This window comes from Paraburkholderia sp. J8-2 (genome assembly GCF_905220195.1).
Classification (GTDB): domain Bacteria; phylum Pseudomonadota; class Gammaproteobacteria; order Burkholderiales; family Burkholderiaceae; genus Paraburkholderia.
In genome coordinates, this window is the sequence record NZ_CAJMZA010000034.1 from 19,488 (window position 1) to 44,558 (window position 25,071).

24 protein-coding genes and 1 tRNA gene are annotated in these 25,071 nt (G+C 64.5%); 13 read left to right on the forward strand and 12 right to left on the reverse strand.

The window, feature by feature from the left end:
* Positions 1-439: 439 nt before the first annotated feature.
* The 4 genes from U5A52_RS36890 to U5A52_RS36905 all read right to left on the reverse strand — a co-directional run bounded on the left by U5A52_RS36890 (position 440) and on the right by U5A52_RS36905 (position 5,912).
* Positions 440-3,427 carry a ribonucleoside-diphosphate reductase subunit alpha gene (locus tag U5A52_RS36890; protein WP_321939004.1) on the reverse strand — a complete coding sequence of 996 codons (2,988 nt, stop codon included), beginning with the start codon at positions 3,425-3,427 and terminating at the stop codon, positions 440-442.
* 559 nt (positions 3,428-3,986) lie between these two features.
* Complete coding sequence (gene ampD, locus U5A52_RS36895) at positions 3,987-4,625, reverse strand: 1,6-anhydro-N-acetylmuramyl-L-alanine amidase AmpD (protein WP_321939006.1); 639 nt, start codon at positions 4,623-4,625, stop codon at positions 3,987-3,989.
* On the reverse strand, positions 4,622-4,948 hold the full coding sequence (locus U5A52_RS36900) for a PP0621 family protein (RefSeq protein WP_321916750.1): 327 nt from the start codon (positions 4,946-4,948) through the stop codon (positions 4,622-4,624). Before U5A52_RS36900 ends, ampD begins: the two co-directional genes overlap by 4 nt.
* A gap of 22 nt (positions 4,949-4,970) precedes the next feature.
* Positions 4,971-5,912, reverse strand: coding sequence for an inner membrane protein YpjD (locus tag U5A52_RS36905; RefSeq protein ID WP_321916751.1), 942 nt, complete (start codon positions 5,910-5,912; stop codon positions 4,971-4,973).
* A gap of 116 nt (positions 5,913-6,028) precedes the next feature.
* Here U5A52_RS36905 and ffh point away from each other — a divergent pair, with 116 nt between their 5' ends.
* Both ffh and U5A52_RS36915 read left to right on the forward strand, forming a co-directional pair.
* A complete protein-coding gene (ffh, locus tag U5A52_RS36910) occupies positions 6,029-7,396 on the forward strand; it encodes a signal recognition particle protein (protein WP_321916752.1) in 1,368 nt (455 codons plus the stop codon).
* Positions 7,397-7,541: 145 nt separating this feature from the next.
* The gene (locus U5A52_RS36915) at positions 7,542-8,093 is read left to right on the forward strand and encodes a hypoxanthine-guanine phosphoribosyltransferase (RefSeq protein WP_028207817.1); all 552 of its coding nucleotides are present in this window, start codon (positions 7,542-7,544) and stop codon (positions 8,091-8,093) included.
* An 87-nt stretch (positions 8,094-8,180) separates the two neighbouring features.
* Here U5A52_RS36915 and U5A52_RS36920 read toward each other — a convergent pair whose 3' ends face one another.
* Together U5A52_RS36920 and U5A52_RS36925 are read right to left on the reverse strand one after the other, a co-directional pair.
* Positions 8,181-8,780: a MarC family protein gene (locus U5A52_RS36920; RefSeq protein ID WP_321916754.1), complete on the reverse strand. Its 600-nt coding sequence runs from the start codon at positions 8,778-8,780 to the stop codon at positions 8,181-8,183.
* Positions 8,781-8,815: 35 nt separating this feature from the next.
* On the reverse strand, positions 8,816-10,552 hold the full coding sequence (locus U5A52_RS36925) for a proline--tRNA ligase (protein WP_321916755.1): 1,737 nt from the start codon (positions 10,550-10,552) through the stop codon (positions 8,816-8,818).
* Between the two features lie 251 nt (positions 10,553-10,803).
* Between U5A52_RS36925 and U5A52_RS36930 the strand changes: the two genes are divergently transcribed.
* Both U5A52_RS36930 and U5A52_RS36935 read left to right on the forward strand, forming a co-directional pair.
* The gene (locus U5A52_RS36930) at positions 10,804-11,484 is read left to right on the forward strand and encodes an RNA pyrophosphohydrolase (protein WP_321939008.1); all 681 of its coding nucleotides are present in this window, start codon (positions 10,804-10,806) and stop codon (positions 11,482-11,484) included.
* 119 nt (positions 11,485-11,603) lie between these two features.
* Positions 11,604-12,173, forward strand: a complete 570-nt coding sequence (locus U5A52_RS36935; RefSeq protein WP_321916758.1) for a CNP1-like family protein — start codon at positions 11,604-11,606, stop codon at positions 12,171-12,173.
* A 104-nt stretch (positions 12,174-12,277) separates the two neighbouring features.
* Here U5A52_RS36935 and proB read toward each other — a convergent pair whose 3' ends face one another.
* The 4 genes from proB to rplU all read right to left on the reverse strand — a co-directional run bounded on the left by proB (position 12,278) and on the right by rplU (position 15,388).
* Positions 12,278-13,396 carry a glutamate 5-kinase gene (gene proB / locus U5A52_RS36940; protein WP_321916760.1) on the reverse strand — a complete coding sequence of 373 codons (1,119 nt, stop codon included), beginning with the start codon at positions 13,394-13,396 and terminating at the stop codon, positions 12,278-12,280.
* 85 nt (positions 13,397-13,481) lie between these two features.
* Positions 13,482-14,585 carry an Obg family GTPase CgtA gene (gene cgtA / locus U5A52_RS36945; protein WP_321939010.1) on the reverse strand — a complete coding sequence of 368 codons (1,104 nt, stop codon included), beginning with the start codon at positions 14,583-14,585 and terminating at the stop codon, positions 13,482-13,484.
* Between the two features lie 201 nt (positions 14,586-14,786).
* Positions 14,787-15,050 (reverse strand): 50S ribosomal protein L27, encoded by a 264-nt coding sequence (gene rpmA, locus U5A52_RS36950; RefSeq protein ID WP_158758669.1) that lies wholly within the window; start codon positions 15,048-15,050, stop codon positions 14,787-14,789.
* A 26-nt stretch (positions 15,051-15,076) separates the two neighbouring features.
* On the reverse strand, positions 15,077-15,388 hold the full coding sequence (rplU, locus tag U5A52_RS36955) for a 50S ribosomal protein L21 (RefSeq protein ID WP_007180329.1): 312 nt from the start codon (positions 15,386-15,388) through the stop codon (positions 15,077-15,079).
* 291 nt (positions 15,389-15,679) lie between these two features.
* Between rplU and U5A52_RS36960 the strand changes: the two genes are divergently transcribed.
* From U5A52_RS36960 to U5A52_RS37000, 9 genes are all read left to right on the forward strand, one after another.
* Complete coding sequence (locus U5A52_RS36960) at positions 15,680-16,672, forward strand: polyprenyl synthetase family protein (RefSeq protein ID WP_321916763.1); 993 nt, start codon at positions 15,680-15,682, stop codon at positions 16,670-16,672.
* 37 nt (positions 16,673-16,709) lie between these two features.
* Positions 16,710-16,786 (forward strand) — tRNA-Pro (locus U5A52_RS36965).
* A 174-nt stretch (positions 16,787-16,960) separates the two neighbouring features.
* Positions 16,961-18,280: an HlyC/CorC family transporter gene (locus tag U5A52_RS36970; RefSeq protein WP_321916765.1), complete on the forward strand. Its 1,320-nt coding sequence runs from the start codon at positions 16,961-16,963 to the stop codon at positions 18,278-18,280.
* 141 nt (positions 18,281-18,421) lie between these two features.
* The gene (locus tag U5A52_RS36975; RefSeq protein WP_321939031.1) at positions 18,422-19,651 is read left to right on the forward strand and encodes a GspE/PulE family protein; all 1,230 of its coding nucleotides are present in this window, start codon (positions 18,422-18,424) and stop codon (positions 19,649-19,651) included.
* The gene (locus tag U5A52_RS36980; protein WP_321939012.1) at positions 19,648-20,883 is read left to right on the forward strand and encodes a type II secretion system F family protein; all 1,236 of its coding nucleotides are present in this window, start codon (positions 19,648-19,650) and stop codon (positions 20,881-20,883) included. The genes U5A52_RS36975 and U5A52_RS36980 overlap by 4 nt, the downstream gene beginning before the upstream one ends.
* Before the next feature lie 28 nt (positions 20,884-20,911).
* On the forward strand, positions 20,912-21,829 hold the full coding sequence (locus U5A52_RS36985; protein WP_321939013.1) for an A24 family peptidase: 918 nt from the start codon (positions 20,912-20,914) through the stop codon (positions 21,827-21,829).
* A 4-nt stretch (positions 21,830-21,833) separates the two neighbouring features.
* Positions 21,834-22,454, forward strand: a complete 621-nt coding sequence (coaE, locus tag U5A52_RS36990; RefSeq protein WP_321939014.1) for a dephospho-CoA kinase — start codon at positions 21,834-21,836, stop codon at positions 22,452-22,454.
* Positions 22,455-22,639: 185 nt separating this feature from the next.
* Positions 22,640-23,395 carry a cell division protein ZapD gene (gene zapD, locus U5A52_RS36995; RefSeq protein WP_028207804.1) on the forward strand — a complete coding sequence of 252 codons (756 nt, stop codon included), beginning with the start codon at positions 22,640-22,642 and terminating at the stop codon, positions 23,393-23,395.
* A gap of 61 nt (positions 23,396-23,456) precedes the next feature.
* Positions 23,457-23,651, forward strand: coding sequence for a DNA gyrase inhibitor YacG (locus U5A52_RS37000; RefSeq protein ID WP_028207803.1), 195 nt, complete (start codon positions 23,457-23,459; stop codon positions 23,649-23,651).
* Positions 23,652-23,732: 81 nt separating this feature from the next.
* Here the strand turns inward: U5A52_RS37000 and mutT are convergent, their stop codons facing one another.
* Positions 23,733-24,164, reverse strand: a complete 432-nt coding sequence (mutT, locus tag U5A52_RS37005) for an 8-oxo-dGTP diphosphatase MutT (protein WP_321939015.1) — start codon at positions 24,162-24,164, stop codon at positions 23,733-23,735.
* Positions 24,161-25,033 carry an ATP-binding protein gene (locus U5A52_RS37010; protein ID WP_321939017.1) on the reverse strand — a complete coding sequence of 291 codons (873 nt, stop codon included), beginning with the start codon at positions 25,031-25,033 and terminating at the stop codon, positions 24,161-24,163. The genes mutT and U5A52_RS37010 overlap by 4 nt, the downstream gene beginning before the upstream one ends.
* Positions 25,034-25,071: the final 38 nt, after the last annotated feature.

The window sequence follows — 25,071 nt, forward strand, 5'->3', positions numbered from 1 at the left end:
CGTGTCGATTGCATCGCATGAGCACTGCGTAGTGAGCACTGCTTCGTCGTGCTCACTTCGCATGTGCGATGTGCTTCGAAGGTCTTCGCGACATCGAGAGCGTGTGTGAAAGACGGCGTTCGCCGCGCGCTGTTCGCTCGCGCTGCGAGTGCGTTTTCACTCGCCGTTCACTGCCTGCCGCGCGCGGCGCTAGATGCTCGCGCGGCCTCAAGTCTTGTCCCTGCGCGAAACTCCAGGGATTCCTTCCTGTTGCCTCTTTCGCGTACTGCAACGCGCGGGGTGCGAGTTGCCGGGAGAGTCGGCGCGCATTGCGCGCGCCTCTTTCGTTGTTACATCTCGCTACGACCAACTACTACTGTTTACTACCGATGCTTCGGTCCGCGCATGATGCGCGCGGCGTTGCACCGCACGCATCATGCGCAGCCAGCTCACCTCGTGGTTACTGGCAAGCCTCGCACTCTTCGAAGCCAGCATCGCCCGGACGCATCATGCACACCGGACCCTCTGCTTCCTGCGCGGCTTCGACCGCAGCTTCCGGTGCAGCCTGCATCGTGGTCGATCCTGCTGCACCGCCGAATGCGCCACCCGACGCACCGCCGAATGCACCACCGGCATTGCCGCCGCCTTCACCGCCCGTCGGCACGGCGTTGAGCGCGCCGTGCGCAACCGTCGACTTCTCGACGTGCGTGGCCGCCATCGTGCGCAGGTAGTACGTGGTCTTCAGGCCGCGCACCCAGGCGAGCTTGTAGATCTCGTCGAGCTTCTTGCCCGATGCACCCGCCATGAAGATGTTCAGCGACTGCGCCTGGTCGATCCACTTCTGACGACGCGAAGCGGCTTCGACGAGCCACGTCGGATCGACTTCGAACGCCGTTGCATACACAGCGCGTAGATCGGCCGGCACGCGGTCGATGCGCGAGAGCATGCCGTCGAAGTACTTCAGGTCGGCGACCATGACTTCGTCCCACAGGCCGCGCGACTTCAGATCGCGAACGAGGTAGTCGTTCACCACCGTGAATTCGCCCGAGAGGTTCGACTTCACATAGAGGTTCTGGAACGTCGGCTCGATGCAAGGCGACACGCCGATGATGTTCGAGATGGTCGCGGTCGGTGCGATCGCGATGCAGTTCGAATTGCGCATGCCGTGCTGGGCGATGCGCTCGCGCAGCGACGTCCAGTCCATCGACTCGCTCGAGTCGACTTCCACATAGCCGCCGCGCGCTTCGGCGAGCAGCTTGAGCGTGTCTTGCGGGAGGATGCCGCGATCCCACAGCGAGCCGCGGTAGGTCGAGTAGCGGCCGCGCTCGGCTGCCAGCTCGGTCGACGCCCAGTATGCGTAGTAGCAGACGGCTTCCATCGAGCGGTCGGCGAACTCCACGGCTTCCTGCGAAGCAAACGGCGTGCGCAGAACGTGCAGGCAGTCCTGGAAGCCCATGATGCCCATGCCCACCGGACGGTGCTTCAGGTTCGAGTTGCGCGCCTTCGACACCGCGTAGTAGTTGATGTCGATGACGTTGTCGAGCATGCGCATCGCCACGCTGATGGTGCGCTTGAGCTTGTCGTGGTCGAGTGCGAACGTGCCGTCGGCCTGTTCGACCATGTGCGCGACCAGGTTCACCGAACCCAGGTTGCACACGGCGATTTCGCTGTCGCTCGTGTTCAGCGTGATTTCCGTGCACAGGTTCGACGAGTGGACGACGCCCACGTGCTGCTGCGGCGAACGGATGTTGCACGGATCCTTGAACGTGATCCACGGGTGACCCGTTTCGAACAGCATGCCGAGCATCTTGCGCCACAGTTGCGCGGCCGGCAGCTTCTTGAACAGCTTGATCTCGCCGCGCGCGACCTTCTCTTCGTAAGCCGTGTAAGCCTGTTCGAATTCCGCGCCGAACTTGTCGTGCAGGTCCGGGCAGGTCGAGGGCGAGAAGAGCGTCCAGTCGCCGCCTTCCATCACGCGCTTCATGAACAGGTCGGGAATCCAGTTCGCCGTGTTCATGTCGTGGGTGCGGCGGCGGTCGTCGCCGGTGTTCTTGCGCAGCTCGAGGAATTCTTCGATGTCGAGGTGCCACGATTCCAGGTAGGCGCACACCGCGCCCTTGCGCTTGCCGCCCTGGTTCACGGCCACAGCCGTGTCGTTCACGACCTTCAGGAACGGCACCACGCCCTGCGACTTGCCGTTGGTGCCCTTGATGTGCGAACCGAGCGCGCGCACGCGCGTCCAGTCGTTACCCAGACCGCCTGCAAACTTCGACAGCAGTGCGTTGTCCTTCAGCGCTTCGTAGATGCCGTCGAGGTCGTCGGCAACCGTCGTGAGGTAGCACGACGAGAGCTGCGAGCGGTGCGTGCCCGAATTGAACAGCGTGGGCGTGGACGACATGAAGTCGAACGACGAGAGCACGTTGTAGAACTCAATCGCGCGCGCTTCGCGGTCGATCTCGTTGAGCGAAAGGCCCATCGCGACACGCATGAAGAATGCCTGCGGCATTTCAATGCGCGTGCCATGCACGTGCAGGAAGTAGCGGTCGTACAGCGTCTGCAGGCCGAGGTAGCCGAACTGCAGGTCGCGGCTCGCGTCGAGCGCGTTGCCGAGGCGCTTCAGGTCGAACTGCTGGAGCTTGTCGTCGAGCAGGCCGGCTTCCACGCCGCGCTTGATGAACTGCGGGAAGTAGTCCGCGTAACGCACGGCCATTTCGGCTTGCGTCACTTCCTCTTCGAGAATTTCGCGACGGATCGTGTGCAGCAGGATGCGCGAGGTCACCTGGCTATACGCCGGGTCCTTTTCGATCATCGTGCGCGCAGCGAGGATGGCCGAGTCGTAGACCTGGGTCATCGGCACGCCGTCGTACAGATTCTTCACCGTTTCCGCGACGATCGGGTCAGCGTTGACCGCATCGCCGAGACCGTCGCACGACGACGCGATCAGCGCGCGCAGCGCTTGCATGTCGAGCGGGCGCGTCACGCCGTTGTCCGTGACGTTGATGCCAGGCGCTGCGGGCGCTGCCGTTTCCGGCGAATGCGCGCGTTCCTGGTTGCGCTTCTCGCGATACAGCACGTAGGCACGCGCGACGTTGTGCTCGCCGCCGCGCATCAGCGCGAGTTCGACCTGATCCTGGATGTCTTCGATATGGAACGTGCCGCCGTTCGGACGGCTGCGCACGAGTGCGCGCACGACGCTCTGCGTGAGCTGTTCGACCAGCTCGCGAATGCGCGCCGAAGCCGCGCCCTGGCCGCCGTTCACGGCGAGGAAAGCCTTCGTCATCGCGATCGCGACTTTCGAAGGTTCGAACGACACCACGCTACCGTTGCGGCGAATCACCTTGTGGTCGGCGAACTGCTGCGCGCTCGTCTGACCGTCCTGCGGCTGGCCACCCAGCGTGTGCGCGGGCGCGCCTTCATACCGGGTCGAGACGTTATCGGTCGTTTGCATGTGCAAAGCTCCTGGGTCCTGGAAAGGTGCGAAGAGAGTTCGCGGATTAGTACGGACGCCGACGCCGCGCCCCCGTGTGCGCGATCGATCGGGCAGAGAAAAAAGTCCAGCCTGGCGAGGCTGCCGGATGCGACAAGGCAGATGAATCACGGACTGCTTCGGTCTTCATCGTGGATGTCGCGATCATTGGCTGTACCTTCTCTCTCGATTACAGCCGGTGCGCCGGTTCTCTCGGCCGACGGCACCGTACAAAGTTTCTGTTTTTTCTATGCTGGTAACGCGCGCGGCGCCTTGCTCATGAAGCGGGGCGCCGCGGTACAACACAACATATGGTGTGAAGCCTTGTTTCGGGTACAAAGTATAGTGGAAGAAACAAGGCGATCAAATGGCTTTTTTTGCTGGTCCTATCTTGACAAGACCGCAAGCCAAGCAGCGCGGGCCTTACCGGCCAATGCGCTTTCGAGTGGTCTGCGAGGCGCGCGCCAAGACCCTGCGTTTGCGCGCGAGAGGTGCTTATTTCTTGTGCAGCCGAAGGGTGATTAGCCTGCGTTCGAACGTGTCATGACGCCGCGTTCTGCGCATCGTGCCCCTGGATATAGGGGAAGCTGGCATCGGCGAGCTGCGTATCGTGTTTGAGGCGTGCCCAGTCGAAGTGTGGGCCGGGATCGGTCTTGCGCCCAGGGGCGATGTCCGAATGGCCCGCCAGCGCCTCGATCGGATAGTGCGCAACGAGTGCCTTCACGAGCGCCGCAAGCGTGGCGTATTGCGCCGCCTCGAAGGCGGTCGTGTCGCTGCCTTCCAGTTCGATGCCGATCGCGAAATCGTTGCAGCGCTCGCGCCCGAAGAAGCTCGATGCGCCCGCGTGCCACGCGCGCTCGTCGCACGAGACGAACTGCTCGAGCGCGCCATCGCGATGAATGACGAAGTGCGCCGAGACGCGCACGCCGCGCAGGTTGGCGTCGAAGTACGGATGCGCGTCGCAGTCGAGGCGGTTGAGGAACAGATCGGCGATCTCGGGGCCGCCGAACACATTGGGCGGCAGGCTGATGTTGTGGACGACGATAAGCGTCGGCACGGCGCCTTGCGGACGTGCCTCGAAGTTCGGCGAAGGCAGGTGGCGCGCGCCCGGCACCCAGCCTTGCGCATCGACTTCGTATGCGCGCGATCCCGGCAATTCCGGCGATGCAGCAGCGCTCATCGTGCGGGGCGATCCTGGGCGGTGGTGCGCGCATCGTAGGCGCGCGCATGCTCGGCGCTGCAGAACGAGCGCGCGCCGACATTCACCGATTCACTGCGCGGCGCATGCACGCCGCACTCGGCGCAGCGCACCATCGGCTCGGGCAGCGCGGCCTGGCCGCCCGCGCTCGTGCCGCCATTGGCATTGCGCGCGGCGCCTTGCCCCGGCTGCGCACCCTGCCCCGGCTGCGCACCGGGACGCGACTGTGTCTGCGCACGGCGCAGGGCCTTGACGAACCACTGTCCGATCACGAACAGCAGCACGAGGAGGAAAATCTGTCTCATCGGAACACGCGACTCAAACGACTCAAACCACAGGGCGGTGCAGCAGCACCTCGAAGACGAAACGGCTGCCCACATAAGCGAGCAGCAAGGCGATGAACGACGCGATCACCCAGCGCAGCGCGGCGCGTCCGCGCCAGCCGGAAATCTTGCGCGCGGTGAGCAGCGCACCGAACATCAGCCAGGACAAAATCGCGAAGACGGTCTTGTGATCGAGCGAGAGCGGCCGGTCGATCAACTGCTCGCTGAACACGATGCCGGAAACGAGCGTGGCCGTGAGCAGCACGAAGCCCGCGCCGATCAGGCGGAACAGCAGCTTCTCCATCGTGAGGAGCGGCGGCAACGTCTCGATCCAGTTCGACAGCCAGCCGCCGCCGCGATTGCTCGCGTTGCGCTGAAAGCCGGCGCCCTTGAGCGCATGCAGCCGGCGCTCGACAGCGAGCATCAGCACCGCGTGCAACGCGGCGATCGCGAAGAGCCCGTAAGCGACGTTCGCGATGACGAAGTGCAGCTTGAACATGGGCGCCGCCGCATAGGGCAGCACGCGCACACCGCCGAACACGAGCGGCAGGATCGACGCGACTGCGGCGAGCGGCAGCAACAACAGACGCAGACCGTCGAGCGCAAAGAAAAAGCTCTCGATCCAGTAGATGCCCGCGCCGAGCCAGAACATGGCCGACAACGCGAAGGCGAAGCCGAACACCATTTCGTTGGCGGGGAAGATCGTCGTGTGCAGCAGCAGGCCGTGCGCGGCGAGCGCGCCAAAGAGCAGCGTGCGCGAAAGCGGGCCGAAGGTCCGGGCGCGCAGGGCGTCGCCACCCAAGCCCGCGCCCGCGCCGACCGTCACCGGAACGGGCGGCACGCTGCCAAGCAGCGGCGCGGTGCCCGCGCGGCGCAGCGCGCGCCAGTCGGCGGCGCACAATCCGCCGTACAGGAGGACGGTGAGGGCATACAGTACAATATCCATGTTCGAAGTTTACTATAGGCCCCCTGGCCGCGCGGCAAACACACAGAAGCGCGACGAAACGCGGCGCTTTCCCGTTTAACGTGCGCGGGCCGGGCCGCACTGCTCACCGCCTCCCCATGCTCGACAATCTCACTCAACGGATGGCGCGCGTCGTCAAGACGCTGCGCGGCGAAGCCCGGCTGACCGAAGCCAACACGCAGGAAATGCTGCGCGAGGTGCGTCTCGCCCTGCTCGAAGCGGACGTGGCGCTGCCCGTCGTGCGCGAATTCATCGCCAAGGTGAAGGAGAAGGCGCTCGGCGAGGAAGTGATCGCCAGCCTCTCGCCTGGACAAGCGCTCGTCGGCGTGGTGCAGCGCGAGCTGACCGCCGTGATCGGCGGCGACTACGAAGGCAAGGCCGCCGAACTCGATCTCGCCGTCACACCGCCTGCCGTCATCCTCATGGCGGGTCTGCAGGGCGCGGGTAAAACCACCACCACCGGCAAGCTCGCCAAGCTCCTGCGCGAGAAGTACAAGAAGAAGGTCCTCACCGTTTCGTGCGACGTCTACCGCCCTGCCGCCATCGCGCAGTTGAAGACGGTGACGGAACAGGTCGGCGCCGACTTCTTCCCCTCGCAGCCGGACCAGAAGCCCGTCGAGATCGCCGCCGCCGCGGTCGACTGGGCCAAGCGCCACTATCACGATGTGCTGCTCGTCGACACGGCTGGCCGCCTCGGTATCGACGAGGCGATGATGAACGAGATCACCGCGCTGCACGCGTCGCTCAAGCCGGCTGAAACGCTGTTCGTCGTCGACGCGATGCTCGGTCAGGACGCGGTCAACACCGCGAAAGCGTTCAACGACGCCCTGCCGCTCACCGGCGTCGTGCTCACCAAGCTCGACGGCGACTCGCGCGGTGGCGCGGCGCTCTCCGTGCGCCACATCACGGGCAAGCCGATCAAGTTCGTCGGCGTTGCGGAAAAGCTCGACGGCCTCGAGGTGTTCCACCCGGACCGCATGGCCAACCGTATTCTCGGCATGGGCGACATTCTCGCGCTCGTCGAGGAAGCGCAGCGCGGCGTGGACGTGCAGGCCGCACAAAAGCTCGCCGACAAGGTCAAGAAAGGCGGCGACTTCGACCTCAACGACTTCCGCGCGCAGCTCTCGCAAATGAAGAACATGGGCGGTCTGTCGTCGCTCATGGACAAGCTGCCCGCCCAGTTCCAGCAGGCCGCCTCGGGCGCCGACATGGGCCAGGCCGAGAAGCAGATGCGCCGCATGGAAGGCATCATCAACTCGATGACGCCCGCCGAGCGCGCCAAGCCCGAACTCATCAAGGCCACGCGCAAGCGCCGCATCGCAGCGGGCGCGGGCGTGCAGGTTCAGGAAGTGAACCGCATGCTCAACCAGTACGAGCAGATGCGCACCATGATGAAGAAGCTGAAGGGCGGCAATCTGCAAAAGATGATGCGCGGCATGAAGGGCATGATGCCCGGCATGCGCTGATCCTGCGGGCCGCACGGCGCACATCGCGCGCAGGCGGCCCGACTCGACGCGGCGCGCGACGGAACAAATGCGCGGGTTTATGCTGTAGCGCGCGCCGCCGTTATTTTCCACACTTCATAGCTACAGCTACCTTCCCGCCAGAGTCATGAATCGCGAAGAAGCCCTGCACATTTTCCGCCACTCCGAAGAGATCGTTTCCGAGGGCGACGTCAATGCGTCGATCGGCCGGATGGCCGAAGCCATCCGCGCCGAGATCAGCGAGGACTTCCCGCTCGTGCTGTCGGTGATGGGCGGCGCCGCCGTGTTCACCGGCATGCTGCTGCCGCACCTCGACTTCCCGCTCGAGTTCGACTACATCCACCTCACGCGCTACCGCAACGCGATCAAGGGCAGCGCCGAGATGCAATGGCGCGTGGCGCCGCGCGAGTCGGTGAAAGACCGCGTGGTGCTCGTGCTCGACGACATCCTCGACGAAGGCGAGACCATGGCCGCGATTCGCGACCGCATCATGGACATGGGCGCGAAGCGTTTCCTCTCGGCCGTGCTGTGCGAGAAGACGCTCACGAAGGCCAAGCCGCTGCATCCCGACTACTGCGGCTTTTCGGTGCCGGACCGCTACGTGTTCGGCTGCGGCATGGACGCCAAAGGTTACTGGCGCAATCTGCCGACCATCCGTGCGCTGACCGAAGGCGCGTGAAGCGCGCGTCGACTATCTGGAGCGCCATGAAAAAAAGCAGCCCGTGGGCTGCTTTTTTATTGCCTGCGACGCCCGCTGCATGCGGCGTCAGAGGTGATGCACGAAGTTGGCGATACCCGCGAGGATCATCTCCACCGAGATCGCCACGAGCACGAGGCCCATCAGCCGCTCGAATGCCGTCACGACACGCTCGCCCAGCCACTGCTGGATGCGCTCCGCCAGCACCAGCACGATCGCGCAGATCACCATCGTCACGACGAGCGCCGCGACCCATTCATAGAGCTTGCCCGGTGCCTGCGAGGTGAGCAGCATGACCGTGGCGAGCGCCGAAGGCCCCGCGAGCGCGGGAATGGCGAGCGGCACGATGAGCGGCTCGCCGCCCTTGTCGCCGCCGCCGAACGGCCCGCCCGGATGCGGGAAGATCATGCGCAGCGCGATGAGGAACAGCACGATGCCGCCGCCGATGCGCAGCGACGTGTCCGTGAGCCCCATCATGCGCAGGAAGGCGTTGCCCGCCACCATGAAGATGAGCAGGATCACGAACGCAATCGCGACCTCGCGCAGGATCACGATCGCGCGGCGCTGCTGGGCAACGCCGCGCAGGCAGGTGATAAAGAGCGGAATGTTACCGAGCGGGTCGGTGATAAGGAGCAGCAGGACCGTAGCGGACAGAAAACTGTACTCCACGCTCAGAGCGCTCCTTTAACCGTGATGGATCGTCGTTAAACCGCAAGCGCCGCGCGGATCTTCTGCGCCACCGTCTGCGCAGCCTCATCGGCGGCGAGCAGCGTCGCTTCGGTGTCGCGGCGGCCCTGGTACTCGATCTTGCCGTCCTTCAGACCGCGCTCGCCGATGACGAGACGATGCGGCACGCCAATCAGCTCCCAGTCGGCGAACATCACGCCCGGGCGCTCGCCGCGGTCGTCGAGGATCACGTCCACGCCCGCTTCGACGAGTTCGCTGTACACGCGCTCGGCGTGCTCGCGCACGAGCTCGCTGCGGTCCATGCCCATCGGGCACACGACGACCTGGAACGGCGCAATCGACTCAGGCCAGATGATGCCCTTCTCGTCGAAGTTCTGCTCGATGGCTGCACCGAGAATACGCGTGATGCCGATGCCGTAGCAGCCCATCTGCATCGGCGCGGGCTTGCCGTTCTCGGCGAGGAACGTGGCGTTCATCGCTTCCGAGTACTTCGTCCCGAGCTGGAACACGTGGCCCACTTCGATGCCGCGGCAGATGTCGATCACGCCCTTGCCGTCCGGCGACGGGTCGCCCTTCTTCACGTTGCGGATATCGGCGACGACCGGCTCCGGCAGGTCACGGCCCCAGTTCACACCCGTGGTGTGGAAGTCGACTTCGTTCGTGCCCACCACGAAGTCGCTCATGTTCGCGACCGTGCGGTCGGCGATCACCTTGACCGGCTTCTTCGTGTTGAGCGGGCCGAGGTAACCCGGCGGCGTGCCGAACCACTCGACGATTTCCGCTTCGGTAGCGAAGCGGAAGCCGCTCAGGCCTTCGAGCTTGCCGACCTTGATCTCGTTCAGATCGTGGTCGCCGCGCAGCATCAGCAGCCAGATGGTCGGCTCGGCGCCTTCGTTGTCCGTCGCGAGAATAATCGACTTGATCGTGCTTTCGAGCGGAATGCCGAGCAGCTCAGCCACTGCCTCGCACTTGGCCGCGCCCGGCGTGGGCGTTTTCGTGAGTGCTTGCGTCGCGGCGCCGCGCTGCGCGATGAGCGGCAGCGCTTCGGCGGCTTCGACGTTGGCTGCGAATTCCGAGGTCGGGCAGTAGGCGATATCGTCCTCGCCCGTTTCCGCGATCACGTGGAACTCGTGCGAACCGCTGCCACCGATCGAACCGTTGTCGGCCGCGACCGCGCGGAACTGCAGGCCGAGGCGCGTGAAAATGCGCACGTAGGCGTCATACATCTTCTGGTACGAAACCTTGAGACCTTCGACGTCCTTATCGAACGAATACGCGTCCTTCATGATGAATTCGCGCCCGCGCATCACGCCGAAACGGGGACGGATTTCGTCGCGGAACTTCGTCTGCACCTGATAGAAGTTCACCGGCAACTGGCGATAGCTCTTGATCTGGCCACGCGCGATGTCGGTAACGACCTCTTCGTGCGTCGGCCCCATCACGAAGTCGCTCTGCTTGCGGTCCTTGAAGCGCAGCAGTTCCGGCCCGTATTGTTCCCAGCGCCCCGATTCCTGCCACAGTTCGGCCGGCTGCACGGCCGGCATGAGCAGCTCGATTGCGCCGGCGCGGTTCATTTCCTCGCGCACGATCTGCTCGACCTTGCGGATCGAACGCAGGCCGATCGGCAAGTAGTTGTAGATGCCGCCAGCGATGCGACGGATCATGCCCGCGCGAACCATCAGCTTGTGGCTGACGATTTCCGCGTCAGCGGGCGCTTCCTTCAGGGTGCCGATAAAGAAACGGGAGGCTTTCATTCAAATTATCCAAAAGCGGCGGCCCGGTGCAGACCGCCCGAAGAAGTGACCAACGGAGGAGTTCACGAACCCGCCATTATGACAACGCGCCACGTGCCGCGCCGATGACGCCAGCCAGATTCGAAGCCGATTGCGCCCCGAGACCGTTTTGCGCGGTCGCGGCCATTCGCTCAACTTTCCGGACGGCGGGTGCGTGAGGACCGTTATCTGTTTATAATCAAAGCAATTTTAAAGGATTCGAAGGTGGTTGTATGCTGGATCGTGAGGGGTTTCGCCCGAACGTCGGCATCATCCTCTTGAACGCGCGAAACGAGGTGTTTTGGGGCAAGCGGGTTCGCGAACATTCCTGGCAGTTTCCGCAAGGGGGCATCAAGTATGGTGAAACCCCCATGCAGGCAATGTTTCGGGAGTTGCACGAAGAAACCGGTTTGCATCCGGAGCACGTCAAGATCGTCGGTCGCACACGCGACTGGTTGCGTTATGAGGTGCCGGACAAGTTCATCAAGCGCGAAGTGCGCGGCCATTATCGCGGCCAGAAACAGATCTGGTTTCTGCTGCGTATGGTCGGGCGCGACTGCGATATCTGCCTGCGGGCAACGGAGCATCCCGAGTTCGATGCGTGGCGCTGGAACGAATACTGGGTGCCGCTCGAAGCGGTCATCGAGTTCAAGCGTGACGTCTACCAGCTCGCGCTGACCGAGCTCTCGCGCTTCTTGCGCCGGCCTGCGCCGCGCCAGGAGCGGCTGGGCGTGCAAGCTCACGAGGTGCGTTACCCGCGCATCGTGACGTCGGCGCACGCAGACGCGGTGCATGCCGAGCCGTACGAGGCCGTAACAGAAAGCGTGCCCGAACGAACGCCGATCGAAAGCGATTGCGCGTCGGCGCAGAGTATCATCGAGCCTGCGCAGGACGAGCAGGATCAGGGGGCTTGAGCCAACGCAAAGAACGCCCGAACCGGCGGGGTCCGGCGCATCACGCGCCAGGCCCCGCCGGTTCGCATTCGCGGCGCAGTTCGGTTGTAACGTGCGCCCGTGCTTCGAGGAAAACCAATTTGAAACGATTTGCTCTTGCTGCGGCATGCGCCGCAGGCGGTGTGCTGCTTGTGTCGGGACTGGCCGCGTGCTCCAGTTCCGGTCCCACGAACAAGGACGACAGCGCGTTCGTCTACCTTCTGGACCGCAAGGGCGAATGGCAGGAAAACAAGCTCGAAGGCCTGCCGCCGCTGCCGCAGGCCGGCGCGAAGCTGCTGCCGTTCGACGTATCGAACAATTCGCCGCTCCAGTTCGCGATCGACCCGGCTTCGCTCACGGTCGGCACGGATGGCGTTGTGCGCTACACGATCGTCATCACGAGCCCGACGGGCGCGCGTAACGTGAACTACGAAGGCATTCGCTGCGACACCTACGAGTGGCGCCTCTACGCGAGCCTCGACGCCGATCACAACGGCTGGGACCAGACCGTCGCGAACAACTGGTCGCGCATCGAGAACGGCACGCTCAACGCGTACCAGTCGAGGCTTTATCAGGACTACTTCTGCGCCAACAAGATGCCGATCGCGAAGGCGCCGACCCTCATCGAGAACCTGCGCTACGGCCGCACGCAGTCGACGCTGGTGCGCTAATAGCCGCGCCGCCGTACGCGGCGATGGACATGAAAAAAGCCGCTGCGGCCATTGGCCACAGCGGCTTTTCAATTTTTGGCGATGCGCGGCTGGCCGGGACAGCGTCAGACCAGCACGAGATTGTCGCGGTGAATCAGCTCCGGCTCAAGCATATAGCCGAGGATGCCCTCGATCTCGCCGCTCGGATGGCGCTGGATCAGCTTCGTTTCCGCGCTGCTGTAGTTGGTGATCCCGCGCGCGACTTCCGCGCCTGCGCCGTTCAGGCAAGCAATCACCTCACCGCGTGCAAACGCGCCCTGCACGCCGGTCACGCCGATCGGCAGCAGGCTCTTGCCGTCTGCCGTGAGCTTCTGCACCGCGCCGTCATCGATCACGACGTGGCCGCGCACCTGAAGGTGGTCGGCCATCCACTGCTTGCGCGCCGCCATGCGCGCCGTGCGTGCGATGAGTTGCGTGCCGATCGCCTCGCCCGCAGCCAGCCGCACGAGCACCTGCGCTTCGCGCCCGCTCGCGATCACCGTGTTCGCGCCGCTATGCGCAGCGCGCTTGGCTGCGAGGATCTTGGTGAGCATGCCGCCGCGGCCGATGCTCGACCCCGCGCCGCCCGCCATGGCCTCGAGTTCCGGCTTGCCTGCGTCGGCTTCCTGCACGAGCGTTGCGTTCGGGTCCTTGCGCGGATCGGCCGTATACAAGCCGCTCTGGTCGGTGAGGATGATGAGCGCGTCGCCTTCGATCAGGTTCGCGACGAGCGCGCCGAGCGTGTCGTTGTCGCCGAACTTGATTTCGTCGGTGACCACGGTGTCGTTCTCGTTGATGATCGGCACGACGCCCAGACGCAGCAGCGTGAGCAACGTGGAGCGCGCATTGAGATAGCGTTCGCGGTCAGCGAGGTCGGCGTGCGTAAGCAGGATCTGCGCAGTGCGGATGTCGTGCTCGGCAAAGCGGCTCTCATAAACCTGCGCGAGCCCCATCTGGCCGACCGCCGCAGCGGCCTGAAGCTCGTCGATCTCGCGCGGTCGCTTCGTCCAGCCGAGCCGCTGCATGCCTTCGGCGATCGCGCCCGAACTCACGAGCACGACTTCCTTGCCCTGTGCGCGCAGCGCCGCGATCTGCGCGGCCCAGCGGCCGATTGCCGCATGATCGAGCCCGCGGCCGTCGTTGGTGACGAGGCTCGAGCCGACTTTCACTACCAGACGCCGCGAATCGGCGATGACGGAACGCATGCTGCGCGGTCTCCCAAATGACTGATGACGCGTGAAGTTTCCTGAGAGCGGCCGGCGCGGCTCGCGCGCCGGCCGATGCGGCGAATTACTCCTGCGGCTGCTCCGCGTTTCCGCCTTGCCCCTCGCGGAAGCGCACGTCGGATGCGAGGTCTTCGGCTTCTTCAGCACGGCGTGCGTCCGAGTGCGCGGAGACGTAGTCGTATATCGCGTAACACAGGTTTTCGCAGCCCTGCCCCGTGAGAGCGGAGATCTCGAACACAGGCCCTTCCCACTCGAAGCGCTTCACGAAGTCGGCAATACGCGCCGCACGCTCTTCTTCCGGCACCATGTCGAGCTTGTTCAGCACGAGCCAGCGCGGCTTGTCATAGAGCGTCTCGTCGTACTTGCGCAGTTCGCCGACGATCGCCTTCGCCTCCGCAACCGGATCGACGCTTTCGTCGAACGGCGCGAGATCGACCAGATGCAGCAGCAGGTTCGTACGCTGCAGGTGGCGCAGGAACTGGTGACCGAGGCCCGCACCTTCGGCGGCGCCTTCGATCAGGCCCGGAATATCGGCGATCACGAAGCTCTTGCTCGGCCCCACGCGCACCACGCCCAGATTCGGCGCGAGCGTCGTGAACGGGTAGTCGGCAATCTTGGGCTTCGCGTTCGATACCGAGGCGATGAACGTGGATTTGCCCGCGTTCGGCATGCCGAGCAGGCCGACGTCGGCCAGCACCTTCAGTTCCAGCTTGAGCATGCGGCGCTCGCCGGGCTTGCCGTCGGTCTTCTGACGCGGCGCGCGGTTCGTGGACGACTTGAAATGCAGGTTGCCGAGGCCACCCGCGCCGCCCTTCGCGACCATCACCTGCTGCTCGTGCTCGGTCAGGTCGGCGATCAGCTCGCCCGTGTCCAGGTCGGTGATGACCGTGCCCACCGGCATGCGCAGCGTGATGTCGTCGCCGCCCTTGCCGTAGCAGTCCGAGCCACGGCCGTTCTCGCCGTTGCGCGCCTGGTGCTTTTTCGTGTAGCGGTAGTCGATGAGGGTGTTGATGTTGCGGTCGCCGACCGCGTAGACGCTGCCGCCGCGCCCGCCGTCACCGCCGTCCGGCCCGCCGAACGGGACGAACTTCTCGCGTCGCATCGACGCGCTGCCATCGCCCCCATCGCCGGCGATGACTTCGATCTTCGCTTCGTCAATGAACTTCATGAGTTACTCCGTCCCGTGAATGTCGATATTTTGCCCGCCATGGCCAAAACTGGCCAACCTGGCCGAACGGCCAACGACGCTCGCAAAGCCAGACGGAAGCCCACTACGACCCCGAAAGACTGCAGATAAACAAAAAGGCCCCGCAAACTTCGCGGGGCCTTCTTAGCGTCGCGTGTAGCCCGCTCGCGAGCGGTCTAAAGCTTAGGCCGCTGCCGGGACGACGTTGACCTGTTGCTTGTTGGCTGCGCCCTTGATCGAGAACGAGACGTGGCCGTCGACCAGCGCGTAGAGCGTGTGGTCCTTGCCGATGCCGACGTTCAGGCCCGGGTGCATACGCGTACCGCGCTGGCGAACGATGATGCCGCCTGCGAGGATAGCCTGGCCGCCGAACACCTTCACGCCAAGTCGTTTCGACTCTGAGTCGCGGCCGTTACGTGACGACCCGCCTGCCTTTTTGTGTGCCATTTGTTTGCTCCTTTACCTGCGTGCGCTTACGCGTTGATCGCGTCGATGCGCAGTTCGGTGTAGTTCTGGCGGTGGCCGCCATGCTTCTGGTAGTGCTTCCGGCGACGCATCTTGAAGATGGTCACTTTGGCGTGTCGGCCTTGCGACACAACGGTGGCCTTGACGGAAGCCCCACTGACCAGCGGCGTACCGAACTTAATCGATTCGCCTTCGCCCACTGCGAGAACCTGGTCGAGCGTGATTTCTGCGTCAATGTCAGCCGGTATCTGTTCTACTTTAAGTTTTTCGCCAACGGCAACTTTGTATTGCTTGCCGCCGGTTTTTATGACCGCGTACATTGAGAACCTCACTCTGAGTAATCTTTTCAGGCACACTGCGCGCCCGAAACCTTAGATTATACATAGAGTTAGCTACGCGGTCAAAAGACATGCAAGTCCGTTGTGCTGATGCGCGAGGGCGCCTGGGGATCGCCAGACAGGTCCGCGGCTGTCCGATCGGCATAGCGCCAACATCCATGCGCCCGCCCGGGCCGCGTAAAAATAGAGGGAGCCATCAGCCGGACGGCAGCGGAGCGTCCGGCATGCCGTCGATTCGCCTTATAATCCGCGGCACTACCCATATTTGCCATCATGTCGTCCACCGCCACCCCATCCCCCAGCGCAGCCACCCTGCTCGCCCCCATCGCCAGTGACATGGAGCAGGTGAATCGTGTCATCCGGCAAAGCCTGGCGTCCGAGGTGATGCTGATCAACCAGATCTCCGAGTACATCATCGGCGCGGGCGGCAAGCGGCTGCGTCCGGCGCTCCTGCTGATGGTGGCCGGCGCGCTCGGCGACGTCGGCACGCAGCGTCACGTGCTCGCGGCGGTCGTCGAGTTCATTCACACGGCTACGCTCCTGCACGACGATGTCGTCGACGAATCGGATCTGCGGCGCGGCCGCCAGACGGCTAATGCTCTCTTCGGCAACGCCGCCAGTGTGCTGGTGGGCGACTACCTGTACTCGCGCTCGTTCGAGATGATGGTGGGCGTCGGCAAGATGCGCGTGATGGAAATTCTTTCGGCGGCCACGACGATCATCTCCGAGGGTGAAGTCCTGCAGCTCCTGAACATGCACGACGCCGACGTGGACACCGACCGCTACATGCAGGTGATCCGCTACAAGACCGCCAAGCTTTTCGAAGCCGCGGCGCAGCTTGGCGCGGTGCTTTCGGGGGCGGATGCGCGCACCGAGGAGGCCGCGGCCGAATACGGGCGGCGCATCGGCACGGCATTCCAGATCATGGACGACTGGCTCGACTACACGGGCACGCCTGAATCGATGGGCAAGAACGCCGGCGACGACCTGCGCGAAGGCAAGCCCACGCTGCCGCTCATCTGGCTGATCGAGCACGGCACGGCGGCGGAAGCCGCACTTGCACGCGAAGCGATCGAGCAAGGCGGCACGACGCGCTTCGACGAAATCTTCGCGGCAATTACCCGCTCGGGCGCGCTCGAACACACGCTGCAATGCGCGCGCGCCGAGGCGCAGGCTGCCGCCGATGCGATTTCAGCGTTCCCCCCTTCCATTTACAAAGATAGCCTGCTAGAATTATGTTCTTACTCGACGACGCGCCAGTCTTGAAACAGACGAAGCGGGTTGTGGAGTCCAGCAGTAAATTCGGGGTGTAGCTTAGCCTGGTAGAGCGCTACGTTCGGGACGTAGAGGCCGGAGGTTCGAATCCTCTCACCCCGACCAGAATTCAAAAAAAACCGCGCATGCAATGCGCGGTTTTTTTTCGTCTGTACCTCCTGTGCGGCGGGCCACGCGGGGGCGCGGCGGCCACGGCCTTGTCCGTTCGGCCAGTGGCCCTGGAAGTGCGGAACCCCTCTGTTATAGTTTCCCCATCCGCCCCCCTCATTTTCTCGACGCGTGGACCACCTTCCCTTATGGGCGCAGATTTGCGCCGTCTTCGTCCTGCTCATCTGCTCCAGCTTTTTCTCCATCTCCGAAACGGCGATGATGGCGCTCAATCGCCATCGGCTCAAATACCTCGCCAATCACGGCACGCTCGGCGCGAAGACCACCCAGAAGCTGCTCGCGCGCACCGACCTGCTGCTTTCGGTCATCCTGATCGGCAACAATCTGTTCAACACCATCATCCCGGTGCTGACGACTTCGATAGCACTGCACACGTTCGGTCACGACAATCTCGTGCTCTCGGTCGCAACGGGCATCGTCGCGTTTCTCATCATCGTGTTCGCGGAAATCACGCCGAAGATTGTGGGCGCAACGTTCCCCGAGAAAATCGCGCTGCCCGCAAGCCTGTTGATCGCGCCGCTTATGCGCGTGACGAAGCCGCTCATCTGGTTCGTCAACATGTTCGCAAACGGCATTTTGCGCGTCCTGCACATCAATACGCACAAGGCACACGACCAGCGGCTCTCCACCGAGGAGTTGCGCACCATCGTGCTCGAGTCGGGCAGCTTCATGCCGACCAAGCACCGCAGCATCTTGCTGAACCTGTTCGATCTGGAGAACATCACCGTCGACGACGTGATGATTCCGCGCCGGCGCATCGAGGCGCTCGACTACGACGCTCCTCTCGAAGACATCCTGCATCAGCTCGAGACCTGCTATCACAACAAGCTGATCGTCTATCAAGGCGACATCGACCGTGTACTCGGCGTGCTGCATGTGCGCAAGACGCTGGCCGCGCTGCATAACCAGGAGTTCGAGCGCGAGACCTTGCGCGAACTGCTCGCCGAGCCGTATTTCGTGCCTACGGGCACACCAGGGTTCCAGCAACTTCAGTACTTCCAGGAAAGCCGTCATCGCATCGCCCTCGTCGTGAACGAGTACGGCGAGATGGAAGGGCTCGTGACGCCCGAAGACATCATCGAAGAGTTGATCGGCGAATTCACCACGTCGATGCCGCGCAGCGGCACCGGGCGCGGCGGCTGGAACGAAGAAGGCGAATGCATCGTGCCGGGCAGCATGCCTTTGCGCGAGCTCAATCGCTGGCTTCACATCAAGCTGCCCACCGACGGTCCCAAGACGCTCAACGGCCTGATTCTCGAAGTGCTCGAAGAGATTCCCGAGGGCGATGTGTGCCTGCAGATCGGCGATGTGAAGCTCGAAGTGCTGCGCAGCGACGACCAGGCTGTGCGCACGGTCAAGCTCTTCAAGCCAGGCGCCAAAGCACGCCCAAGCACGCTGCAAAAGGCGAAGAAGCTGCTTCCGGGACGTTAGCCGTTCGGCCAGGTGGCGGCGCAGTGCGCCGCACGCCATGATGAAGGCGTCATTTGTTCGAGGCGGCTTCGCGCTGGCATGTCGATGCTTTCTACTCCTTATCGTGCGCGCCCTTTCGCCGCCATGCCTGCCGAAGGCGGTATGGGCGGCGGGGCAACGGCACGCGCACCCGCGCCTATTTCTGCACCGCAGCTCGACGACGCCCCGGCCGTTCGCCTGCTCTCCGAGACGCTGCGCGAAGCCACACGGCGCAACGCCTCGGATCTGCACATCGAGCCAATGGAACACGGCTGGCGCGTACGTCTGCGCATCGACGGCGTGCTGCATGAATTGGCGAGGCCGCCCGCGCATCTGCGCGATGCGTTCGTCACACGCATCAAGGTGCTCGCACGCATGGACATCGCCGAGCGGCGCGTTCCACAGGACGGCAGGCTGCGGCTCGCGGCCTCCACGACGTCGCAAGCCGCCGAGGACTATCGCGTGAATTCGCTGCCCACCCTTCACGGCGAAAAGCTCGTGTTGCGCAGGCTCGAAGCGCTACCCGCAGACCTATCCCTTGCCGAACTCGGGCTCGACGAAGCGCAACAGCGCACGCTTGCCGATGCGATCAGCGCGCCGCATGGTCTCGTGCTCGTCACGGGCCCCACGGGCAGCGGCAAGACGCTCTCGCTCTACTGTTTCCTGCAGAGACTCAACGGCACGGCGCGCAATCTCTGCTCGGTGGAAGACCCCGCCGAAATCCAGCTCGCGGGCATCAATCAGGTCAACGTGCGCGAGAAGGCCGGGCTCACTTTTGCGGTGGCACTGCGCGCGCTGCTGCGCCAGGACCCGGACGTCATCATGATCGGCGAAATTCGCGACGAAGAAACCGCCAGCGTCGCCGTGAAGGCCGCGCAAACCGGCCATCTCGTACTCTCGACCGTGCACACGAACGACGCGAGCGCGGCCTGCGCACGGCTCGTCGACATCGGTGTCGAGCCGTACAACCTGGCGGGCTCGCTGCGGCTCGTCACGGCGCAACGTCTCGTGCGGCGGTTGTGTCCGCAATGCCGCGTGCGCGGCGATGCTTCGCAGGCGGTGCTCGTCGCGGCGGGACTGAGCACGCAAGAGTGTGACATCGCGCAACCTTATGTTGCGCGCGGCTGCGAAGCTTGCCACGGCATTGGCTATCGCGGCCGCGTGGGCATACACGAAGTCTTGCCGATATCAGAGGCCATACGCGACCTGATCGTCGCCGGGCGCGGTGCACACGAAATCGCTCGCGAAGCACGCAGAAACGGTGTGGCGACCTTGCGCGAAGCGGCGCTCGCCCGCGTGCGCGACGGCACCACGAGCCTGGCCGAAGCGCTCGCCGCAACGGACGCGTCATGAGCACTCTGGGCACCACGCGCGCCCATCGCGGTCCATCCGAGTGGCGCTTCGCGTGGCGCGGTCTCGATTCGTCGGGCGCCGCGAAACGCGGCACGATGATCGCACTCGACGCCGCCGCTGTGCGCCTCGCACTCAAGCGCGAGCGCGAGCGCATCACCGTACTCGCCATCGAGCGCAAGTCGAGCGCAGGCGCGCCCAAGGCAAGCCACGCGGACGTCACGCGCTTTACGCGCCAACTCGCGAGCCTCCTGCGCGCCGGCCTGCCGCTTGCGAATGCGCTCGACTTGCTTGCACTGTCACCGGGGCCGCACGGCATGCCACGCATTGCTGCCGCACTCGCACGTGATATCGCCGGCGGCCTGCGCTTTGCCGACTCGCTCGCCCTGCACCCCGCGCGCTTCAACGCGCTCTATTGCCAGCTCGTCGCCGTTGGCGAAGCCTCAGGAGCGCTCGCAGCCGTACTCGGGCGTCTCGCCGACGACCGCGAGCGCGCCGCCGTGCAGCGCGCCAAAGTACGCGCGGCGCTCACCTACCCCGTCGCGGTGTTGCTGCTCGCGTTCGTCATTACCGCGGCGCTGCTGGTTTGGGTCGTGCCCACGTTCAAGCAGATCTTCGACGGCTTCGGCGCCGCACTGCCAGCGCCAACGCAATTCGTGCTGATGCTCTCGGCGGGTGCCGCACGTTGGAGCGTGCCGGCCGTTGTCGCTGCCGCGACCGGCGCGCTCGCCCTGCAAGCGTGCTTGCGCCGCTCGGAAGCCGCGCGCATCGCGTTCGGACGAACGATGCTGAAACTCCCGCTTTGCGGCGCGCTGCTCACCACGTTGTGCGCCGCCCGCTGGAGCCGTGCGCTCGGTACGCTGCTCGCCGCCGGCACACCGCTCGCCGACGCCTTCGATTCGCTCGCGCACGCGAGCGGCAACGCATTCTTCGATCGCGCGAGCGCGGGCATCAGCGAGCGTCTGCGGCACGGCGAGCGGCTCGCCGCCGCCATGCGCGCGGCGGGATGCTTTCCGGTCGACGTGGTTCAGCCCGTTGCGGTCGCGGAAGAGTCCGGCGCGCTCGACGCCATGCTGCTCGATGTGGCCTCGCTCGCCGACCGTCAGGTCGACGAAAAGATCGCGCTCGTATCGAGCCTGTGCGAGCCGCTCGTGATCGTCGTGCTGGGTGCGCTCGTCGGCGGCCTCGTCGTGGCGATGTATCTTCCCATCATTCAACTGGGCAACGTGGTGTAGCATCGCTGCCAGACTCCGGTTCCGTCCCATGCCCGTCCAACTTCTTTCCGCGCCCGACACCGCAACGCCGCTCGCCGCCGCTCTCGCCGGCCTGCCCTCCGGCGTGCTCATGGGCTTCACCATCGCATTCGGGCTCGTCATCGGCAGCTTTCTCAACGTAGTCGTGCACCGGCTGCCGATCATGCTGGAGCGCGCGTGGCGCGCCGATGTGGCGGAAGCCACCGGCACACCCGGCCCGCTCTTCGAAGAAGACGGGCTGCCCGCGCGCTACAACCTCTGGCTCCCGCGCAGCGCGTGCCCGCACTGCGGCCACGTCTTGCGCGCCTGGGAAAACATTCCCGTGATCAGCTGGGTCGCGCTGCGCGGGCGCTGCTCGCACTGTCATGCGCGCGTGAGCTTGCGCTATCCGGTCATCGAAATCGCGAGCGCGGCTTGCGCAGCCGGCGCGTTGCTCGCCTTCGGGCCCACGGGCAAGGCGCTCGCCGCCTTCGTGCTGTGCGCCGCGCTCATCGCGGCGAGCGCCATCGACCTCGAACACCAGATGCTGCACGACGAGATCACGCAGCCGCTGTTGTGGGCCGGGCTGCTGGTCAACTTTGCGGGCACCTTCGTCACACTGCGCGAAGCTGTGATTGGCGCGGTCGCGGGCTATCTGGCGCTCTGGTGCGTCTATTGGGTCTTCAAGCTGTTGCGTGGCGTAGAAGGCATGGGCCACGGTGACTTCAAACTGCTCGCCGCGCTCGGCGCCTGGCTCGGCTGGAGCGCGCTGCCGCAAATCGTCGTGATCGCAGCCGTAGCCGGCGCGCTCGTCGGCATCATCGCTACGTTGACGGGACGCATGCGCTACGAGGAGCCGCTGCCGTTCGGCCCGTATCTGGCCGCAGGCGCGCTCATCACATTGTTTGCAGGCACACCGCTGTATAGCGTATTTGCGTGGGGGAACTGATCAAATGTTCGCGGTCGGATTGACAGGTGGCATCGGCAGCGGCAAGTCCACCGTTGCGGATTGCTTTGCCGCGCGCGGCGTGACGATCGTCGACACCGATCTCATCGCGCATCGCATTACCGCGCCGCATGGCGTCGCGATGGCGCAGATCGCCGCTGAATTCGGGGCTGAATTCGTCGCGCCGGACGGCTCGATGGACCGCGCGCGCATGCGCACACTCGTATTCGGCGACGAAGCCGCGCGCAAGCGGCTCGAGGCCATCACGCACCCGCTGATCCGCTCCGAGACAGAACGCGAAACGCGAGAGGCGAGCGGCCCTTACGTGATCGTGGTCGTGCCTTTGCTCGTGGAGTCGGGCACCTGGAAGACACGTGTCGATCGCGTGCTTACCGTCGATTGCAGCGTGGAAACCCAAGTCTCCCGTGTCATGCGCCGCAATGGCTTTACGCGCGAGCAGGTGCTCGCGATCATCGCGCGGCAAGCCACGCGCGAGGCACGCCTCGCGGCCGCCGACAACGTGGTGGTGAACGACAACGGGGCCACGCTCGAAACACTCGCCCAGGACGTCGACGCATTGCATCAGACGTATCTCAAGCTCGCTGCCGCAAAGGCCAGTCAAACTTAAAGCGCGCCACCTGCGTGCAGGAAACTCACGCTCGCCACGCCAGTCGAAACGCATCGCGGGACAATGCTCAGGGCAAATTAGCGGGACATATCGGCAAAGGGCCGAGCCGGCGCGATTGCGACCGTAGTCCCACGGCATTAGAATGTCCTGCAATCCGTCACCTACCACGCCCGAGGCGAGCGCGCTTGATTCTTTACGAGTATCCCTTCAACGAGCGAATCCGAACGCTGCTGCGCCTCGAAGACCTGTTCGAGCGCTTCACGTTTTTCCTGACCCAGGAGGATCCGAGGGAACATCACGTCGCGCTCACGACGCTCTTCGAAATCGCCGAAGTCGCAGGCCGTGCCGACCTGAAGTCGGATCTCATGAAGGAACTCGAGCGGCAGCGCCAAACGCTCGCGCCGTTCCGCGGCAATCCCGGCATCGAGCAGAATGCGCTCGAAACCGTGCTGGGCGAAATCGAGCAAACGCTGGCCGGCCTCACGCAGATGCAAGGCAAAACGGGCCAGCATTTGATGGACAACGAGTGGCTCACGAGCATCCGCAGCCGCGCGATCATTCCCGGCGGCACCTGCAAGTTCGATCTGCCGTCGTATTACGCGTGGCAGCAGCTGCATCCCGATCAACGCCGCCAGGACATCGCGAAGTGGGTCACGCCGCTGCTGCCGCTGCGCGACGCCGCCGCCATCGTGCTGCGCCTTGCGCGCGAGTCGGGCCAGGCGTCGAAAGTGATGGCCATGCAGGGCAGCTATCAGCAAATGCTGTCGGGCCGTGCGTATCAGCTCATGCAAGTGCGCGTGGCGCCGGAGCTGCGCATGATTCCCGAAGCGAGCGCCAACAAGTACATGCTGTGGGTGCGCTTCACCGTGCAGGATGGCGATCTGCGTCCGCGCGCCGTCGATCAGGACGTGCCGTTCCAGCTCACGCTCTGCAGCCTGTGAATCAGCCTGTGAAGCCGAACGCCTCGCCACGCCAGACACAACGCAACCCAAGTTCTATCGCATGACCACTGTCGTCAAATGTCCGACCTGCGGCAAGGAAGTCCGCTGGGTACCGGAAAACCGCTTCCGGCCTTTCTGCTCCGAGCGCTGCAAGCAGATGGATCTCGGCGCATGGGCGGCCGAAAAGTACCGCATCGGCGGCGCCGACGACGAAACGCCGCCTGAAGACGCGCCGCCCACGGATACGCGTCAATAAGCGAAGCGACGCGCGCACCAAACGAAAAAGGCCGCTGCATCTCGCACAGCGGCCTTTTGCATCGTAGCGGCCCGGAACGTGTTACTCGGCGGCCAGCCACTCCAGCACGGGAATCGTCGCAGGCAAGAGCGGCTCGACGCTCGCCGGCAACGACTGCCAGACAAACGCCTGACCTTCGCGGCCATGCGGCTCGCCAGTCCACTCCGTCACCTTGCAGAAGAAGAGCCGCACATAGGCGTGCGGGTAATCGTGCTCGAGCGTGTGCCACAGGTGGCACGCCTTCACGTCGATGCCCAGTTCCTCGTGCAGTTCGCGCGCAAGCGCGGCTTCGACCGTCTCGCCCGCTTCCAGCTTGCCGCCCGGGAACTCCCAGTAGCCTGCGTACGGCTTGCCTTCGGGGCGCTGCGCGAGCAGATAGCGGCCATTGGGCTGCACCAGCACGCCCACCGCGACTTCCGTCACGGGGCGTGCATTTGCGGACGCGTCCTTTGCGGCGTTGCCTTCGGCGCTCATGCCTCTTGCGCCTTCTTGCCCGACCAGTCGCGTGCGAACTGCCATGCCACGCGGCCCGAACGCGAGCCGCGCTCCAGCGCCCAGACGAGCGCGTCGCCGCGCGCCGATTCGACTTCGGCGTCGCCGCAGCCGAAATGGCGCAGCCAGTGGCCGACGATCGTCAGGTAGTCGTCCTGCTTGAACGGATAGAAGCTCACCCAGAGGCCAAAGCGCTCGGAGAGCGAAATCTTCTCTTCCACCACTTCGCCCGGATGAATCTCGCCGTCGGGCATGTGCTTGTACGTCTCGTTGTCGCTCATGTACTCGGGCAGCAGATGGCGGCGGTTCGAGGTCGCGTAAATGAGCACGTTGTCCGACTGGGCGGCCACCGAGCCGTCCAGCGCCACCTTCAGCGCCTTGTAGCCCGATTCGCCTTCCTCGAACGAGAGGTCGTCGCAGAACACGATGAAGCGCTCGGGGCGCGTCGAGATCAGATCGACGATATCGCCGAGGTCATGCAGATCGTCCTTATCGACTTCGATCAGGCGCAGGCCGTCCCTCGCGTACGCGTTCAGGCAGGCCTTGATCAGCGACGACTTGCCGGTGCCGCGCGCACCGGTCAGCAGCACGTTGTTCGCAGGCTTCTTCTGCACGAACTGGCGCGTGTTGCGGTCGATCAGATCTTTCTGTCGGTCGATGTTCTGCAGGTCGTCGAGCGAGATCAGCGAGATCGCGGGCACCGGCTGCAGGAAGCCGCGGCCCTGGCGCTTGCGCCAGCGAAACGCAACAGCCGCGTTCCAGTCGACATCGGGTGCCGACGGCGGCAGCACGGCTTCGAGGCGGCCGAGCAGCGCTTCGGCGCGGGTCAGAAACTGTTCGAGCTTGTCCATGTGATAGAGGCGTGAATCAGGAGCAGCAGTTAGGAACC